Source organism: Limimaricola pyoseonensis (assembly GCF_900102015.1).
GTDB classification, from domain to species: domain Bacteria; phylum Pseudomonadota; class Alphaproteobacteria; order Rhodobacterales; family Rhodobacteraceae; genus Limimaricola; species Limimaricola pyoseonensis.
Window position 1 is genome coordinate 156,597 of record NZ_FNAT01000005.1, and the last position, 14,556, is coordinate 171,152.

At 71.6% G+C, this 14,556-nt stretch carries 15 protein-coding genes and 3 tRNA genes; 5 read left to right on the top strand and 13 right to left on the bottom strand.

Features of this window, described 5'->3' with window-relative positions; all coding sequences use genetic code 11:
- The first annotated feature begins 36 nt into the window (after positions 1-36).
- Positions 37-708 carry a class I SAM-dependent methyltransferase gene (locus tag BLT43_RS12530; RefSeq protein ID WP_242652293.1) on the top strand — a complete coding sequence of 224 codons (672 nt, stop codon included), beginning with the start codon at positions 37-39 and terminating at the stop codon, positions 706-708.
- Between the two features lie 55 nt (positions 709-763).
- On the opposite strand, the gene BLT43_RS12535 is transcribed toward BLT43_RS12530, so the two are convergent.
- Both BLT43_RS12535 and BLT43_RS12540 read right to left on the bottom strand, forming a co-directional pair.
- Positions 764-1,993, bottom strand: a complete 1,230-nt coding sequence (locus BLT43_RS12535; RefSeq protein WP_090113354.1) for an N-acetylmuramoyl-L-alanine amidase — start codon at positions 1,991-1,993, stop codon at positions 764-766.
- The gene (locus tag BLT43_RS12540) at positions 1,990-3,150 is read right to left on the bottom strand and encodes a pyridoxal phosphate-dependent aminotransferase (protein WP_090113355.1); all 1,161 of its coding nucleotides are present in this window, start codon (positions 3,148-3,150) and stop codon (positions 1,990-1,992) included. Before BLT43_RS12540 ends, BLT43_RS12535 begins: the two co-directional genes overlap by 4 nt.
- Before the next feature lie 122 nt (positions 3,151-3,272).
- Between BLT43_RS12540 and BLT43_RS12545 the strand changes: the two genes are divergently transcribed.
- Positions 3,273-4,022: a DsbA family protein gene (locus tag BLT43_RS12545; protein WP_090113356.1), complete on the top strand. Its 750-nt coding sequence runs from the start codon at positions 3,273-3,275 to the stop codon at positions 4,020-4,022.
- Between the two features lie 54 nt (positions 4,023-4,076).
- Here BLT43_RS12545 and BLT43_RS12550 read toward each other — a convergent pair whose 3' ends face one another.
- Positions 4,077-4,688, bottom strand: coding sequence for an SH3 domain-containing protein (locus tag BLT43_RS12550; RefSeq protein WP_090113357.1), 612 nt, complete (start codon positions 4,686-4,688; stop codon positions 4,077-4,079).
- Positions 4,689-4,832: 144 nt separating this feature from the next.
- Here BLT43_RS12550 and BLT43_RS12555 point away from each other — a divergent pair, with 144 nt between their 5' ends.
- Complete coding sequence (locus tag BLT43_RS12555) at positions 4,833-5,282, top strand: GNAT family N-acetyltransferase (RefSeq protein WP_090113358.1); 450 nt, start codon at positions 4,833-4,835, stop codon at positions 5,280-5,282.
- Here the strand turns inward: BLT43_RS12555 and BLT43_RS12560 are convergent.
- The 5 genes from BLT43_RS12560 to hemA form a co-directional block, all read right to left on the bottom strand.
- Positions 5,279-5,974, bottom strand: coding sequence for a lysozyme inhibitor LprI family protein (locus BLT43_RS12560; RefSeq protein ID WP_090113359.1), 696 nt, complete (start codon positions 5,972-5,974; stop codon positions 5,279-5,281). The two genes, BLT43_RS12555 and BLT43_RS12560, sit on opposite strands and share 4 nt — an antisense overlap.
- A 148-nt stretch (positions 5,975-6,122) precedes the next feature.
- A complete protein-coding gene (locus BLT43_RS12565; RefSeq protein ID WP_090113360.1) occupies positions 6,123-6,845 on the bottom strand; it encodes a DUF1236 domain-containing protein in 723 nt (240 codons plus the stop codon).
- 169 nt (positions 6,846-7,014) lie between these two features.
- On the bottom strand, positions 7,015-8,148 hold the full coding sequence (gene ispG, locus BLT43_RS12570; RefSeq protein WP_090113362.1) for a flavodoxin-dependent (E)-4-hydroxy-3-methylbut-2-enyl-diphosphate synthase: 1,134 nt from the start codon (positions 8,146-8,148) through the stop codon (positions 7,015-7,017).
- A 44-nt stretch (positions 8,149-8,192) separates the two neighbouring features.
- Positions 8,193-9,479 carry a helix-turn-helix domain-containing protein gene (locus BLT43_RS12575; RefSeq protein ID WP_090113364.1) on the bottom strand — a complete coding sequence of 429 codons (1,287 nt, stop codon included), beginning with the start codon at positions 9,477-9,479 and terminating at the stop codon, positions 8,193-8,195.
- Between the two features lie 122 nt (positions 9,480-9,601).
- Complete coding sequence (gene hemA, locus BLT43_RS12580; protein ID WP_090113367.1) at positions 9,602-10,825, bottom strand: 5-aminolevulinate synthase; 1,224 nt, start codon at positions 10,823-10,825, stop codon at positions 9,602-9,604.
- Between the two features lie 209 nt (positions 10,826-11,034).
- On the opposite strand from hemA, the gene BLT43_RS12585 reads away from it, so the two are divergent.
- Complete coding sequence (locus BLT43_RS12585) at positions 11,035-12,417, top strand: M20/M25/M40 family metallo-hydrolase (protein ID WP_090113368.1); 1,383 nt, start codon at positions 11,035-11,037, stop codon at positions 12,415-12,417.
- A gap of 209 nt (positions 12,418-12,626) precedes the next feature.
- On the opposite strand, the gene BLT43_RS12590 is transcribed toward BLT43_RS12585, so the two are convergent.
- The 5 genes from BLT43_RS12590 to soxR all read right to left on the bottom strand — a co-directional run bounded on the left by BLT43_RS12590 (position 12,627) and on the right by soxR (position 14,168).
- Positions 12,627-12,703 (bottom strand) — tRNA-Asp (locus BLT43_RS12590).
- Between the two features lie 29 nt (positions 12,704-12,732).
- Positions 12,733-12,809: transfer RNA gene (locus BLT43_RS12595), tRNA-Asp, on the bottom strand.
- 210 nt (positions 12,810-13,019) lie between these two features.
- Positions 13,020-13,095 (bottom strand) — tRNA-Val (locus BLT43_RS12600).
- A 12-nt stretch (positions 13,096-13,107) separates the two neighbouring features.
- Positions 13,108-13,704 (bottom strand): histidine phosphatase family protein, encoded by a 597-nt coding sequence (locus BLT43_RS12605; RefSeq protein WP_090113370.1) that lies wholly within the window; start codon positions 13,702-13,704, stop codon positions 13,108-13,110.
- The gene (soxR, locus tag BLT43_RS12610; RefSeq protein ID WP_242652294.1) at positions 13,701-14,168 is read right to left on the bottom strand and encodes a redox-sensitive transcriptional activator SoxR; all 468 of its coding nucleotides are present in this window, start codon (positions 14,166-14,168) and stop codon (positions 13,701-13,703) included. The genes BLT43_RS12605 and soxR overlap by 4 nt, the downstream gene beginning before the upstream one ends.
- Before the next feature lie 76 nt (positions 14,169-14,244).
- Here soxR and BLT43_RS12615 point away from each other — a divergent pair, with 76 nt between their 5' ends.
- A complete protein-coding gene (locus BLT43_RS12615; protein ID WP_090113372.1) occupies positions 14,245-14,502 on the top strand; it encodes a hypothetical protein in 258 nt (85 codons plus the stop codon).
- The last annotated feature ends 54 nt before the right edge of the window (positions 14,503-14,556 follow it).

Below are 14,556 nucleotides of genomic sequence, written 5' to 3' on the forward strand. Positions count from 1 at the left end.
TTGCCCTTTCGCCCGAGGGAACCCAAAACGATGGTCATGATGCCCACCGACTCGACACCTTCCCGCCGCGCCACGCCCGACGACGTGATCGCGACCTACGACGCCGCAGGTCCGGACTGGGCCAAGGGGCGCGACCGCCGCCTGATCGAGCGGCGCTGGCTCGACCGCATGCTGGCGGCGGCGCCGCGCCATGTCGGACGGCGCCGGGTGCTCGACCTCGGCTGCGGCAGCGGCAAGCCGCTGGCCTCCTACCTCGCCGAACGCGGCGCGGTGGTCACCGGCGTCGACGCCGCGCGCTCGATGCTGGCGATGTTCCAGCAGAACCTGCCGGAGGCGCGGGCCTTCCATCTCGACATGCGCGGGCTGAAGCTGAACGAGAAGTTCGACGCGATCCTGGCATGGGACAGCTTCTTCCACCTCGCGGCCCCCGACCAGCAGGCGATGTTCCCGGTCTTCGCCGAACACGCCGCGCCCGGCTGCGCGCTGATGTTCACCTCCGGCCCCTCGGCCGGCACCGCGATCGGCGACGTGGCGGGCAAGCCGATCTTCCACGAAAGCCTCAGCCCCAAGACCTACAAGGGTCTTCTGGAGATGCACGGCTTCAAGCCGCTGGCCTTCATCCCCGAGGATCCCGATTGCGGCATGCACTCGGTCTGGCTGGCGCGCTTCGACGGCCTGCCGCGCGAGGACGCCCCGAAGAAGGGCTGAGCCACCGCCCGGACGCGCTTCGAACGGCCCGCCACCGCGCGGGCCGTTTCGCGTTTCAGCGCCGGCGCAGCGGCGCGCGGGCGGCCTCCTCGGCGGCCCAAGCCTGCAGCCCCGCGACCAGCCCCGAGACGATCGCCGCCCGGCCCGTGGGCTCGGTCAGCCGGATCCGGTCGCCGGCATTCGACAGGAATCCCACCTCGACCAGCACCGAAGGAAAGTCGGCCGCGTTCAGCACCGCCAGGGGCGCCGCGCGGTGCGGCGTGCCGTTGAGCTTCGCGCCGGCCTGCCGCAGCCCCTCGATCAGCGCGCCGGCGAGGCGCTCACTCTGCGGCACGGTGTCGAGACGGGCGAGATCCATCAGCGCGGTCGCCACCCGGTCGTCCTGCCCCGACAGGTCCACGCCGGCCAGCAGGTCGCCGCGCTGGTGGCGCTCGGCCATGCGGGCCGAGGCGCGGTCGAGCGCCTCGTCCGACAGGGTGTAGACCGCGCCGCCGGAGGCCTCGTCCACCTCCAGCGCGTCGGCATGCAGCGAAATGAGCAGGTCGGCCCCGGCGGCGCGGGCGATGGTCATGCGCTGCGCCAGCGACACGAAGGCGTCGGCGTCGCGGGTCAGCACCGCGCGCATCGTGCCCGAGCGGTCGATCGCCTCGGCGGTCTCGCGCGCCAGCGCCAGCATCAGGTCGGCCTCGACCAGCCCCTCGCGCATCGCGCCCGGATCGACGCCGCCATGGCCGGGATCGATCGCCACCACCAGCGGCCCCGGCGCCTCGGGCAGCGGCGCGTCGAGCGTCGCGCCGGCCGGGTCGGCGGGCTTGGCGGCCGCGGCGAAGCTCTCGGCATCGGTGGGGACGAGCCGCAGCCGCAGCACCGCGCCGCTCGTGCCGTCGCCGGCGCGCATCTCGGCCGTCTCGACCAGCATCGGCCCGGCGAGGTCGAGCACCAGCCGCGACCAGCCCGGCCGCCCCTGCCCCAGCCGCAGCCCGGCCGCGCGCTCGCCCGAGAGCAGCGCCGCCGGGTCGGCCCCGGCCCAGTCGACCTCGGCGAAATCCAGCACCAGCCTTCGCGGCGCGTCGAGCGTGAAGACCCGCCACGGCACAGGCTGGCTCAGCGCCAGCTCGACTTCCAGCCCGCCGCGCCGGGCGTCGCGGACATGGCTCTCGGCCACGTCGAGTCGGGCGAGGCCGGAAAAGGGCTGCGCGGCGGCGGGCGCGGCCAGCAGCAGCGCCAGCGCCGCGCATGCGAGCAGCCCCCTGAGGCGCGGACCGCGCCCGCCGCGGGGGGTCATGCCGCGCCCGCCTCCGCGTGGCCCCTCGCGGCCATGAAGCGGGTCAGCCGGTCGAGCCCCTCCTCGATGTCGGCTGTGGAGCGGGCATAGGAGAAGCGCATCCAGCGGTGGCCGTTCGCGGGGTCGAAATCGAGCCCCGGCGTCACCGCGACGCCCGCCTCATCGAGGATCTCGGCGGCGAAGGCGCGGCTGTCACCGGTGAAGGCGGAGACGTCGGCATAGACGTAGAAGGCGCCGTCGGGCGGCGCGAAGCGGGTGAAGCCCGCTTTCGGCAGCCGCTCCAGCATCAGCTCGCGGTTGCGGGCGTAGACGGCGGCGTTGGCGTCGAGCTCCTCGGTCGCGTCCATCGCGTGCAGCGCCAGCCGCTGCGAGGCGTGCGGCGTGCAGATGAACATGTTCTGGGCGATCCGCTCGATGCCGCGCACGTGCTCGGGCGGCACGATCAGCCAGCCGACGCGCCAGCCGGTCATCGAGAAATACTTGGAGAAGGAGCCGATCACGTGGGTCTCGTCTGTCACCTCCAGCGCCGAGACGCCGCGCCCGCCGATCCCGTGATAGATCTCGTCCGAGATCAGCGCGGCGTCGCGCGCGGCGCAGGCGTCGGACAGCGCCCGCAGCCCGTCGCGGTCGAGCATGGTGCCCGCCGGGTTCGAGGGCGAGGCGACGATCAGCCCGTCGAGTTCGTGCGCCGCGACGTCGCCGGGCACCGGCTGCATCCGGTGCGCGAGCCGGGTCGGGATGTCGACCGGCGTCATGTCGAGCGCCTTCAGGATCTGCCGGTAGGACGGGTAGCAGGGCGCGCCGAGACCGACGCGCGCGTCGGTGTCGAAGAGCTGGGTGAAGCTCAGCAGGAACGCGCCCGAGGCGCCCGATGTGACGACGACGCGGGCCGGGTCGAGATCGACGCCGTACCATTCGCCGTAATGCCGGGCGATCCGGGCGCGCAGCTCGGGCAGGCCCAGCGCCACGGTGTAGCCCATCGGCCCGGCCTGCATCTCGCGCGCGAGCTTCTCGACCGCCTCGCGCGGCGCGCCGGTGCCGGGCTGGCCGACCTCCATGTGGATGATGTGGCGGCCCGCCGCCTCGGCCTGCCTTGCGGCCTCCATCACGTCCATCACGATGAAGGGATCGACCTGGCCGCGCCTTGAGTTCCGCATCTCGCCCCTCCTATGGTTCGGCCGGGTTGTGCCAATCCCGCCCCCCCCAGGTCAATGGCCCCGCTTGGCAGGGGGCGCGGGATGTGGTCTGTCCGACCCCGACACGAGAGAGGATATTCCAGATGCTGCGCAATCTCACCCGCGCCGTCCCCGCGCTGCTGGCGCTGGCCGCCCCCGCCGCCGCGCTCGATCTCGACGCGATGAGCGACGCCGAGCGCGAGGCGTTCCGCGCCGAGGTGCGCGCCTACCTGCTGGAGAACCCCGAGGTGCTGATGGAGGCGATCGCCGTGCTCGACGAGCGCCAGGCCGAGGCCGCCGCGCAGGGCGACAGCGCGATGATCGAACAGCACGCCGAGGCGCTGTTCGAGAACGAGGGCGACTGGGTCGGCGGCAACCCCGAGGGCGACATCACCGTGGTCGAGTTCATGGACTACAAGTGCGGCTACTGCCGACGCGCCTTCCCGGAGGTCGAGGAGCTGGTCGAGGGCGACGGCAACATCCGCTACGTGCTGAAGGAGTTCCCGATCCTCGGCGAGCAGTCGCTCATGGCCTCGCGCTTCGCGCTGGCGGTGCGGATGCTCGAGGGCGACGACGCCTACAAGGAGGCGCACAACGCGCTGATGACCATGCGCGCCGATGTCGACGAGAATTCGCTCTCGGCGCTGGCCGACGGGCTCGGGATCGAGTTCGCCGACGTGCAGGAGAAGATGGGCTCGCGCGAGGTCGCCGAGGTGATCCAGGAGAACTACGAGCTGGCGCAGGCGATGCAGATCTCGGGCACGCCGAGCTTCGTGATGGGTGACCGGATGCTGCGCGGCTACCTGCCGCTGCAGCAGATGCAGCAGATGGTGTCCGAGCTGCGCGCGGAGTGATCCGACCCGAACGGACGGGGTGAGGGGCGGCCCCATGGGCCGCCCCTTTCCGTGTCAGCGCGCGATATAGGCCACGCGCCGCGTCTCTGGCGCGACCAGTACCGCCTGGCCGTTGATGTTGGCGTAGGCGAGCGCGCTTTCGGGCACCGGGGTCAGCGTCACCGTCTCGGGCAGGCCGGCGCCCAGCACCACCTCGCCGTCGAGGTAGATCGGTTCGACCGGGTTGTCGTTGAGATAGGTGATCGCGCCGTCGTCGATCTCGACCTGCGCGCCCTGCCCCGTGGTGTCGGCGGCGATCAGCGCGCCGTTCAGCGTCACCGTGCCGTCGGGCAGCGTCGGGTCGTAGGTGATCGTGGTGATCCCGGCGGCGTCGGCGCTCTCGTAGATCACGACCGGCGTGGTGTCGATGATGGCGGTCAGGTAGCCGCCCGAGGCCCAGCCGGTCACGCCGTCATGCGTGACCTCGCACCACGTGGCGGGCTCGAGGCAGCCGGACACCTCGACCTCCTGCCCGGCGGGGATCATGCCGACCACCTCGTGGGCCGGGCCCGCGCCCGAACGGATGTTGAGATCGGCGGTGGCGCTGGCGGTGGCCTGCGCGAAGGCCGGCAGCGCGAGCGTGGAGAGCGCGCCTGCGGCGGCGAGGGTGAGGATTCGGGAAGTCATGAACTGTCTCCGGGTTGCGGGGGCCGTCGCGGCCCGCGCTTGTCGCAGGCCAAACGCGCTTGCGCCCGATGCGATCCCGTGCCCGGTTGCGGGGGGCGCCGGCTGTGGCCGGACGGCCATGACACGCAAGCGAAGGACAGGCGCATGAAGACCGAATTCCGCGAAGCCCAGCGAGAGGACGTGCCGCAGGTGGTGACGCTTCTGGCCGACGACGCGCTGGGGCGCGGGCGCGAGACCGGCGACATGGCGGGCTACCTCGCCGCCTTCGACGCGATGCAGGCCGAGCCGGGCAACCGGCTCTACGTCGCGGTGACGGGCGAGCGGGTCGTCGCCTGTTACCAGCTGGCCTTCATCCAGGGCCTGTCGCTGGCGGCGGCGCGGCGCGCGCAGATCGAGGGCGTGCGCGTGGCGGCGGAGATGCGCGGCCAGGGTCTCGGGCGGCGGCTGCTCGCGGATGCCGAGGCCCGCGCCCGCGCGGCCGGCTGCGCGCTGATGCAACTGACCAGCAACGCCACCCGCGCCGATGCGCGGCGGTTCTATGAGGCGGCGGGCTACGCGGCCAGCCATGTCGGCTTCAAGAAGCCGCTGAACTAGCAGCCCCGCTCCCACCAGTTGTGCCCGGCCACGTCGGTGATGGCGGGGTTGCGGCTCCTGAGCGGCACGCGGAACTCGCGGATCGCGGTGCGCGCGCCGCAGAATTGCCGGCAGGCCTCGAAGGTGGTGGTGGTGACCACGATCTCGGAGCCGACCTGTCGCAGCACCAGCTCGCAGCCGTCCCGCCGCGCCACCCAGCCGTCACCGGCGCGCCGCCCGGCCATGAGCGGCGTGCCGCAGGAATGGCCATTGGCGCCGAAATAGCCGAACTCGAAATCCAGCCGGTCGCCGCGATGGACCACGGAAAGATGCGCGGCCTCGTTCGGGCAGTAGAGACCGGTCAGGTCGCCGCGCATCGGCGCGCCGCCATCGATGCCGCGCAGCGCATCGAGCCGCCGCCGCATCACTTTCTCGAGGCATTCGGGTTGGTTGCCGCAGCCGTCGCGCGCGCCGAGCCACCAGCGCTGGTCGGCCCGGATCGCCTCGCGCTGCGCCGCGCCGGCCGAGCCGCGCGCCGCGGCATAGGCGGCCGCGATCTCGCGGTCGAGGGCGGAGAGCCTGCCTGAGCCGCAGATCGCGTGCTCGGTCGCGGTGCCGGCGCGGGCGCAGTCGAAGCTGGGCTGCGCCTCGGCCTCGGGCCCCGCGAGGCCGAGGGAAAGAAGGGCGAGAAGGATGGCGATCGGGCGGAACATGGCGGCCTCCTGTCTGGACGGCGCCGGCGCGGCGTGCCCCATACAGGCTGTCACGTCCCGGCGGGCCGGGTCTGCCCGATCATCCGGTCTCGACCAAAAGAAAGGGGCGGCCCGAAGGCCGCCCCCCATGCGTCAGTCCGTTGGCGGATCAGCGGACGATGTAGACCACCTCGCGCGCCTCGGGCTCGACCAGCACCGGGGTGCCGTTGAGGTAGAGGTAGCTGTACTCGGCATCCGGGATCGGCGTCAGCTCGACCTCGGTCGGGATGGTCGCGCCGACCACGACCTCGCCCTGCAGAAGCACCGGGTCGACCGGGTTCTCGCGCACATAGGTCACGGTTTCCTGGTCGGGGTTGAGCGCGTCGCCCGCCGCGGCACCGATCACCGCGGCGCCGATCACGCCGGCCGGGCCGGCCGCCAGCGCGGCGGCGGTGCCGGCGGCGGTGGCCGCGCCGGCCAGCGCCGCGCCGCCGTCATTGGCCTCGTTGTCGTAGGTCACGGTGGCGACCTCGAGCTCGGTGCGGTTGTCGTAGAGGATCACCGGCTCGGCGGCCTCGGCCTGCTGCACGGTCAGGTAATCGCCATAGGCCCAGCCGGTGGTGCCGTTCAGCGTCACCTGGCACCAGTTGGCGCTCTCCAGGCAGCCCTCGACCGTCACCTCGCCATCGGCGGGGATCACGTCGATGATCTCCATGTCCGGGCCCGGACCCGCGCGCAGGTTGAGCTCGGTCGCGGCCATCGCGGTGGTGCCCGCAACCGCCGTCTCGGCGTTGGCGGTGGCTTCGGTGGTGGTGGTGGCGGTCTGCGCCAGCACCGGGGCGGCGGCGAGGATCGCGGCCGCGGAGGTCATCAGGAGTTTGCTCTTCAGCATAATTCGTCTCCAATCGTTCGGGGCCGGGTGTCCCGGCCTCGGGATGGAGCAGAAACGCCGAACGAGGCATCCGGTTTCACTCCGGAAAGCCGCCCGATCGCAGATATTTGCGGCATTCCGCCGAGGCGTCGGCAAGGTCCGTCCGACGCCTCGTGACCTCGCGTCAGGGCTACTCGGCCGCGGCCTTCGCGGCGGCGTTGCGGGCCTCGATCTCCTCGGCCTTCTTCTCGACCTGCTCGACGATGTGGTCGACCATCTGCTCGTTCGACATGCGGTGGCTCTGCTTGCCTGCAAGGTAGACCATGCCGTTGCCGGCGCCGCCGCCGGTGAAGCCGACATCGGTCATCAGCGCCTCGCCGGGGCCGTTGACCACGCAACCGATGATGGAGAGCGACATCGGCGTCTTGACGTGCTCGAGCCGCTTCTCGAGCGTCTCGACCGTCTTGATCACGTCGAAGCCCTGCCGCGCGCAGGAGGGGCAGGAGATGATGTTGACGCCGCGATGGCGCAGGCCGAGCGACTTCAGCATCTCGAAACCGACCTTCACCTCCTCGACCGGATCGGCCGAGAGGCTGACGCGGATCGTGTCGCCGATGCCCATCCAGAGAAGGTTGCCCATGCCGATGGCCGACTTGATCGTGCCGGACATCAGCCCGCCCGCCTCGGTGATGCCCAGATGGATCGGCGCATCGGTGGCGTCGGCCAGCTGCTGGTAGGCGGCGGCGGCAAGGAACACGTCGGAGGCCTTCACCGAGATCTTGAACTCGTGGAAGTCGTGGTCCTGCAGAAGCTTGATGTGGTCGAGGCCGCTTTCGACCATCGCGTCGGGGCACGGCTCGCCGTATTTCTCGAGCAGGTGCCGCTCGAGCGAGCCGGCGTTGACGCCGATGCGGATCGAGCAGCCATGGTCGCGGGCGGCGCGCACCACCTCGGCCACGCGCTTGGCGTCGCCGATGTTGCCGGGGTTGATCCGCAGGCAGGCGGCGCCCGCCTCGGCCGCCTCGATGGCGCGCTTGTAGTGGAAATGGATGTCCGCGACGATCGGCACCGGGCTTTCGCGCACGATCTCCTTCAGGGCGCGGGTGCTGTCCTCGTCGGGGGTCGAGACCCGGACGATGTCGGCCCCGGCCTCGGCGGCGCGGGTGATCTGGGCGATGGTGCCGGGCACGTCCGTGGTCTCGGTGTTGGTCATGGTCTGCACCGAGATCGGGGCGTCGCCGCCCACGGGCACGGAGCCCACCATGATCTTGCGCGACTTGCGGCGCTGGATCTCGCGCCAGGGACGGACGGCGTGCAGGGACATCGGGACCTCTCGCGGATCTGGCCGCGCGGGTCAGCGGCGCGGCGTCATTCTTCGGACGCGACCTCGGCCACGCGAACCAGCTCTGCCAGGTCCGAGTCGCTTTCCAGGTCGGCAACCTGATAGCTGGAGGTCAGATTGTCCACCGACAAGGCGAGGTTCTTGGTCACGACGCCGGGATCGCCGACCGGGCCGTAATGCTGGCCGCCGATGGCGAAGTAGACGGCGCCGGATTCGCCCACCCGGACGTTGGGCGGCGTCTCGAGCGCGGGCACCTCCCAGCTGTCGCCGCCATTCATGATGCCCTCGTAGAGCGTGGTGCCGTCGGCGGAGTTCACGCGCACCCAGGCCGGGCGCACCGCGACCATCCGCACCTTGGGGTCGGGCTCCTCGGTGACCTGCACGCTGGGCAGCTCGGCCAGGGCGACCTCGGGCAGCGCCACTTCCGGCTCGGTCGCGCCGGGTGCGGCGTCGAGCGCGGCCAGCATCGGGCTGGCGCCCGCGCCGTTCGCACCGGCCTCGGCCAGCGCGCGCTCCACGTCGGAGGGCGCGGTGTCCTGCTGGCCGGGGCGGCGCGGCTGGGTCACCAGCGCCGCGATCGGCCCGTCGCGCGGGGTCATCACCGGCAGGTCGAGCGCCTGCGGACGGTAGAGCCGGTCGAGCACGTCGGGCGCCGCCGGCGCCACCGAGGCGGTCTCGATCCCGGTTTCGGGCGTGTCGCCCTGGCGGGTGCCGCCGGCCAGCGGGTCGACCTCGGCCACCACCTCGGGCACCTGCTCGACCGGGGCGAGGCGCACCTTCTGCACCTCCTGCAGCATCGACCAGCCGCCATAGCCGAGCCCGCCCAGAAGCGCGAGCAGCACCACCACCGAGCCCAGCGCCCGCGGCTCGAAGCCGGCGAGGATGCGCTCGGCCGGCGGCAGGAAGGGGGTGGCGGCGTCGGAGAAGATGTCCTTGCCGAGGCTGCTCGAGGGCACGGCGCCGGCCTCGGCCCGCGGCTTGGCCGCGTGCGACATGCCATGCGCGGTGGTGAAGCCCGACTCGCGGCAGAAGGTCTCGTAGGCGCGGTCGGGGTCCATCTTCAGGTAGCGCGCATAGGAGCGCACATAGCCCGCGATGAAGCCCGGCGTGTCGAAGGCGGAGGGGTCGGAGTTCTCGATCGCGGCGATGTAGGCGGCCTTGATCTTCAGCTCGCGCTGCACGTCGAGCAGGCTCTTGCCCAAGGTCGCGCGCTCACCGCGCATCATGTCACCCAAGCGCAGTTCGAAGGCGTCGAAGCCCTTGACTTCGGCCTCCTCAGCGACACTTGCGCGCCTGAAGCTCCGCCCGATCATATCGAGTGTTCCCGTCTCTGCCCGCCCCCGACGGCCCTCCGGGGCTGTTCTTCGCACAACTCCCGGGCGGCCTTAAGGTTCATCATAGCACGGGCCGGACTCGGCCGCACGGGGCTATATTGCTAGCCGGTGAGTTCGGCGCGATTCAGCGCACAATGCGACCATAGACTGTCCAATCCCCTCACCAGCGCATCCATCTCGCGCGGGCCATGCACCGGCGACGGGGTGAAGCGCAGCCGCTCGGTGCCGCGCGGCACGGTCGGGAAGTTGATCGGCTGCACGTAGATGCCGTGATCGGCCAGCAGCATGTCCGAGATGAGCTTGGTGTGCACCGGATCGCCCACCATCAGCGGCACGATGTGGCTGCCATGGTCGATGATCGGCAGGCCGAGCCCGCGCAGGCGGGTCTTGAGGATCTTCGCCTGGGTCTGGTGCGCGTCGCGCAGCGCCTGGTCGGTCTTCAGATGCGCGACGCTCGCCGCCGCGCCGGCCGCCACCGCCGGCGGCAGCGAGGTCGTGAAGATGAAGCCCGGGGCGTAGGAGCGCACCGCGTCGGCCATCTTGGCCGAGGCCGCGATGTAGCCGCCCATCACGCCGTAGGCCTTGCCCAGCGTGCCGTTGATGATGTCGACCCGGTGCGCGAGCCGGTCGCGCTCGGAGACGCCGCCGCCGCGGGGCCCGTACATGCCGACCGCGTGCACCTCGTCGAGATAGGTCAGCGCGCCGAACTCCTCGGCGAGGTCGCAGATCTCGGCGATCGGGCCGAAATCGCCATCCATCGAGTAGACGCTCTCGAAGGCGATGAGCTTGGGCGCGGCCGGGTCGTCGGCCTGCAGAAGCTCGCGCAGATGCGCCACGTCGTTGTGGCGGAATACCCGCTTGGCGCCGCCGTTGCGGCGGATGCCCTCGATCATCGAGGCGTGGTTCAGCTCATCGGAGTAGATGATCAGCCCGGGAAACAGCCGCGGCAGCGTCGACAGCGTCGCGTCGTTGGCGATGTAGGCCGAGGTGAACAGCAGCGCCGCTTCCTTGCCGTGCAGGTCGGCCAGCTCGGCCTCGAGCTTCTTGTGGTAGATCGTGGTGCCCGAGATGTTGCGGGTTCCGCCGGAGCCCGCCCCCACCGCCTCGAGCGCCTCGTGCATCGCGGCGAGCACGACGGGGTGCTGGCCCATGCCGAGATAGTCGTTGCCGCACCAGACCGTGACCGGTGCCTCGGTGCCGTCCGGCTTGTGCCAGGTGGCATGCGGAAACTGGCCGTTGCGGCGGGCGATGTCGATGAAGGTGCGGTAGCGGCCTTCGCTGTGCAGCTTGCCGATGGCGGCGTCGAGCCCTGCTTCGTAATCCACGGGCGATGTTCCCCTTTTCGTCTGGCGGGCCGGGCGGACGCGTGCCCCGTCTTCAGGTCAAGTTCCATATAGGCGCGATCCCGGGCGGACAACACGCTACAATATGCCGCCCCGCGGCATGGGTGCCCTGCGCGTCACGCAACCCCTGCGGACGCTGGACAGCCGCGGGGGCGCCCGTCACTGTGCGGCCAAGTTTAGCAGGAGTTTTCATGACACTCGACCCCGTCCTCTCCCATATCGATGCCAATATCGAGAGCGCCGTGGAGCGGCTGCTGCGGCTCCTGCGCATCCCCTCCATCTCGACCGATTCGGCCTATCGCGACGAGTGCCGCGCCGCCGCCGACTGGCTGGTCGAGGATCTGAAGGAGATCGGCTTCGTCGACGCGGCGCGGCGCGACACGCCCGGACACCCGATGGTCACCGGCACCATGGGTGAGGGCGCGCGCCACCTGCTGTTCTACGGCCATTACGACGTGCAGCCGGCCGACCCGCTCGAGCTGTGGGACAGCCCGCCCTTCGAGCCGGCGCTCGAGGACACGCCCGCCGGCAAGGTGATCCGCGGCCGCGGCGCCTCGGACGACAAGGGCCAGCTGATGACCTTTCTCGAGGCCTGCCGCGCCTGGGTGGCGGTGCATGGCGCCCTGCCCGCCCGCGTCTCGATCCTGTTCGAGGGCGAGGAGGAATCCGGCTCGCCCTCGCTGGTGCCGTTTTTGCGCGCGCATGCGGACGAGTTGCGCGCCGACCTCGCGCTGATCTGCGACACCGGCCTCTTCGACCGCGACACGCCCGCCATCACCACCATGCTGCGCGGCCTCGTCGGCGAGGAGGTGATTATCACCGGCCCCGACCGCGACCTGCATTCGGGCGCCTATGGCGGCCCGGCGGCGAACCCGATCAAGGTGCTGAGCCGGATCATCGCCTCGCTGCATGACGAGGACGGCCGCGTCACCCTGCCCGGCTTCTACGACGGCGTGCCCGAGATCTCGGACGAGATGCGCGCGCAGTGGGAGGGCCTGGGATTCGACGCCGAGGGCTTCCTCGGCGCGGTGGGCCTCTCCAGGCCCGCGGGCGAAGCGGATCGCGGCCCGCTCGAGATGCTCTGGGCGCGGCCGACCTGCGAGGTGAACGGCATCGCCGGCGGCTATGCCGGGGCGGGCTTCAAGACCGTGCTGCCCTCGAAGGCCAGCGCCAAGATCAGCTTCCGGCTGGTCGGTCGGCAGGACCCGCTGGCGATCCGCGACGCGTTCCGCGCCCGGGTGCGCGAGATGCTGCCCGAGGACTGCAAGGTCGAGTTCCACGAGCACGGCGCCGCGCCCGCGAGCGTCATGGCGACCGACGACCCCGCCTTCGAGACCGCGCGCCAGGCGCTCAGCGCCGAATGGCCGCGCCCGGCGGCCTTCGTCGGCGCCGGCGGATCGATCCCGATCGCGGGCTATTTCAAGACCGAGCTGGGAATGGATTCGATGCTGATCGGTTTCGGCAACGATGACGACCTGATCCACAGCCCGAACGAGAAATACGACCTGCGGAGCTTCCACAAGGGCATCCGCAGCTGGGCGCGCGTGCTGGCGGCGCTGTCCGAGAAGGGCTGAGCCGCCAAGGACCGGACCGGCGGGCGGGACGGCCCGCCGGTCGCCGTGAGTATTTCAGGAGTAAAGTAGGCCGCAGCGCGATGACCGCGGGATCGGGTTACTTTGCTCCGAAAACACTCGGATCCCCGGGCTGCGGCCGGCGCCCCGCATGGCCTTGAAACGCAAACGGCCCCGCGCTCGGATGAGCGACGGGGCCGTGATGGCGTTGGTGGCGCGGTTGACGGGGCTCGAACCCGCGACCCCCGGCGTGACAGGCCGGTACTCTAACCAACTGAGCTACAACCGCACACGGTCGTACGTTTCGGAAGACGAGAATGGCGCGGTTGACGGGGCTCGAACCCGCGACCCCCGGCGTGACAGGCCGGTACTCTAACCAACTGAGCTACAACCGCGCATCTCGTCGTCCGGCAGCGCCGAACGTGAGGCGGGTTCTAGGCACAGTGGCGGGGGGCGTCAAGCGAAGATCGACGCAAAAAACGCGGAGCGGGACGATTGTCGGGATGACCGCGCGGCAATCGCGCATACGGCCCGTGGCAGGCGGCCGGGCCCGCGCAAAGGCGCGGCGCCGAAGGGGCCGGTCGTTCGGATCGGGCGTGGGGGGATGGTGGGTGGTGAGGGGCTCGAACCCCCGACATCTTCGGTGTAAACGAAGCGCTCTACCAACTGAGCTAACCACCCGCGGCGGCGGGTCTAGCCCGCCTCGGCGCCCCCCGCAAGAGGCGCGGGGATCAGCTCGTGCCGCCCCTGCGCCACCCGGAACACCACCCCCTGCCCGCCCGGCAGCGCCGCGAGGTCCGCGCGACCGCCGCCGGTGGCGATGGTGCGCAGCACGCGCGAGGTCATGCCATGCGTCACCAGCACCGCCGGGCCGTCGAGCGAGGCCAAGAGCAGCGCGCAGCGCGCCCAGAGCGCGGCGAATCCCTCGCCGCCCGGCGCGCGGGCGTAGAAGTCGAGGAAATGCTCGCCCGGCGGGCCGGGCCAGCGGCGGTCGATCTCGGCCCGGTCGCGGCCCGACCAGTCGCCCATCGCGATCTCGCGCAGCCTGGGCTCGGGCGCGTGATCCGGGCCCAGCGCCAGCTCGGCCGTGGCCCGCGCCCGGCCCTGCGGCGAGGTCAGCACCCGGTGCGTGACGGCGGTGATTCCCCGCGCCGCGAGCGCGCGGCCCATGGCGCGGGCCTGCGCGCGCCCCAGCGGCGTCAGCGGCGAATCGAGGCCGCCCTGCATCCGTCGCGCGGCGTTCCACTCGGTCTCGCCATGGCGCAGCACGTAGATCTCGGGGTAGCTCATGCCCGCTCCTCCCGGCTGCCGGTCCAGCGGCGCGGGCCGGGGCCCGTTCCGCCGAGACGGTCCTGCGCGTTGTAGAGCGGGCAGCTGTCGAGCGAGAGGCAGCCGCAGCCGATGCAGTGCCCCATCTGGTCGCGCAGCCGCGTCAGCAGCGCGATCCGCTCTTCGAGCATGGCGCGCCAGGGCGCGGCGGCCTCGGCCCAGTCGCGGGCCGACACCGCGCGCTCGCGCGGCAGCCGGTCGAGCACCTCGCGGATCTCCGACAGCGGCACGCCGACCGACTGCGCCACCTTGATGATCGCCACGCGCCTGAGTTCGCGCCGGTCGTAGCGGCGGTGATTGGCGTCGGTGCGCCAGCTGCGGATCAGCCCCTCCGCCTCGTAGAAATGCAGCGTCGAGACCGGCACGCCGGCGCGCTCGGCCATCTGCCCGACGCTCAGATCGTTCGGCACGGTTTTCCCCGGCATGGCGCTTGACCTCAACCTTACTTGAGGCCGCAGCTTGTGGGCCTTGAGCGAGAATCGCAAGCCTTGAGGAGCCATCATGACCGCCACCTTCCCCCGCCCCGCACGGCCGCTCGGCGCGCTGCGCCGGATCGCCCTCCTCCTCGCGCCGCGCGGCCGCGCCCGGACACCGCTCGACGACGCGGTGGCGGACGAGGTGCAGTCATTGCGCCACGGCGCGGATCTCGTGCGGCTGCGCGACATCCGGCTCAACCGGCACCTCGCCCGCGACATGGGGCTGGAGGCCGAGCCCGACAGCCACCGCCCCGTGGTCGGGCCGGGCGGGCGGCTGTTCTGAGCGCGCGGCCCCGGCGGCACTGGACGCCGGGGCCGTCCGCGCCGTAGCTGGGGC

Bases quoted from the DNA above. Each gene is read 5' to 3' on its own strand.
- BLT43_RS12530 (WP_242652293.1), top strand. From the start codon at position 37: ATGATGCCCACCGACTCGACACCTTCCCGCCGCGCCACGCCCGACGAC.
- BLT43_RS12535 (WP_090113354.1), bottom strand. From the start codon at position 1,993: ATGACCCCCCGCGGCGGGCGCGGTCCGCGCCTCAGGGGGCTGCTCGCA.
- BLT43_RS12540 (WP_090113355.1), bottom strand. From the start codon at position 3,150: ATGCGGAACTCAAGGCGCGGCCAGGTCGATCCCTTCATCGTGATGGAC.
- BLT43_RS12545 (WP_090113356.1), top strand. From the start codon at position 3,273: ATGCTGCGCAATCTCACCCGCGCCGTCCCCGCGCTGCTGGCGCTGGCC.
- BLT43_RS12550 (WP_090113357.1), bottom strand. From the start codon at position 4,688: ATGACTTCCCGAATCCTCACCCTCGCCGCCGCAGGCGCGCTCTCCACG.
- BLT43_RS12555 (WP_090113358.1), top strand. From the start codon at position 4,833: ATGAAGACCGAATTCCGCGAAGCCCAGCGAGAGGACGTGCCGCAGGTG.
- BLT43_RS12560 (WP_090113359.1), bottom strand. From the start codon at position 5,974: ATGTTCCGCCCGATCGCCATCCTTCTCGCCCTTCTTTCCCTCGGCCTC.
- BLT43_RS12565 (WP_090113360.1), bottom strand. From the start codon at position 6,845: ATGCTGAAGAGCAAACTCCTGATGACCTCCGCGGCCGCGATCCTCGCC.
- ispG (WP_090113362.1), bottom strand. From the start codon at position 8,148: ATGTCCCTGCACGCCGTCCGTCCCTGGCGCGAGATCCAGCGCCGCAAG.
- BLT43_RS12575 (WP_090113364.1), bottom strand. From the start codon at position 9,479: ATGATCGGGCGGAGCTTCAGGCGCGCAAGTGTCGCTGAGGAGGCCGAA.
- BLT43_RS12585 (WP_090113368.1), top strand. From the start codon at position 11,035: ATGACACTCGACCCCGTCCTCTCCCATATCGATGCCAATATCGAGAGC.
- BLT43_RS12605 (WP_090113370.1), bottom strand. From the start codon at position 13,704: ATGAGCTACCCCGAGATCTACGTGCTGCGCCATGGCGAGACCGAGTGG.
- soxR (WP_242652294.1), bottom strand. From the start codon at position 14,168: ATGCCGGGGAAAACCGTGCCGAACGATCTGAGCGTCGGGCAGATGGCC.
- BLT43_RS12615 (WP_090113372.1), top strand. From the start codon at position 14,245: ATGACCGCCACCTTCCCCCGCCCCGCACGGCCGCTCGGCGCGCTGCGC.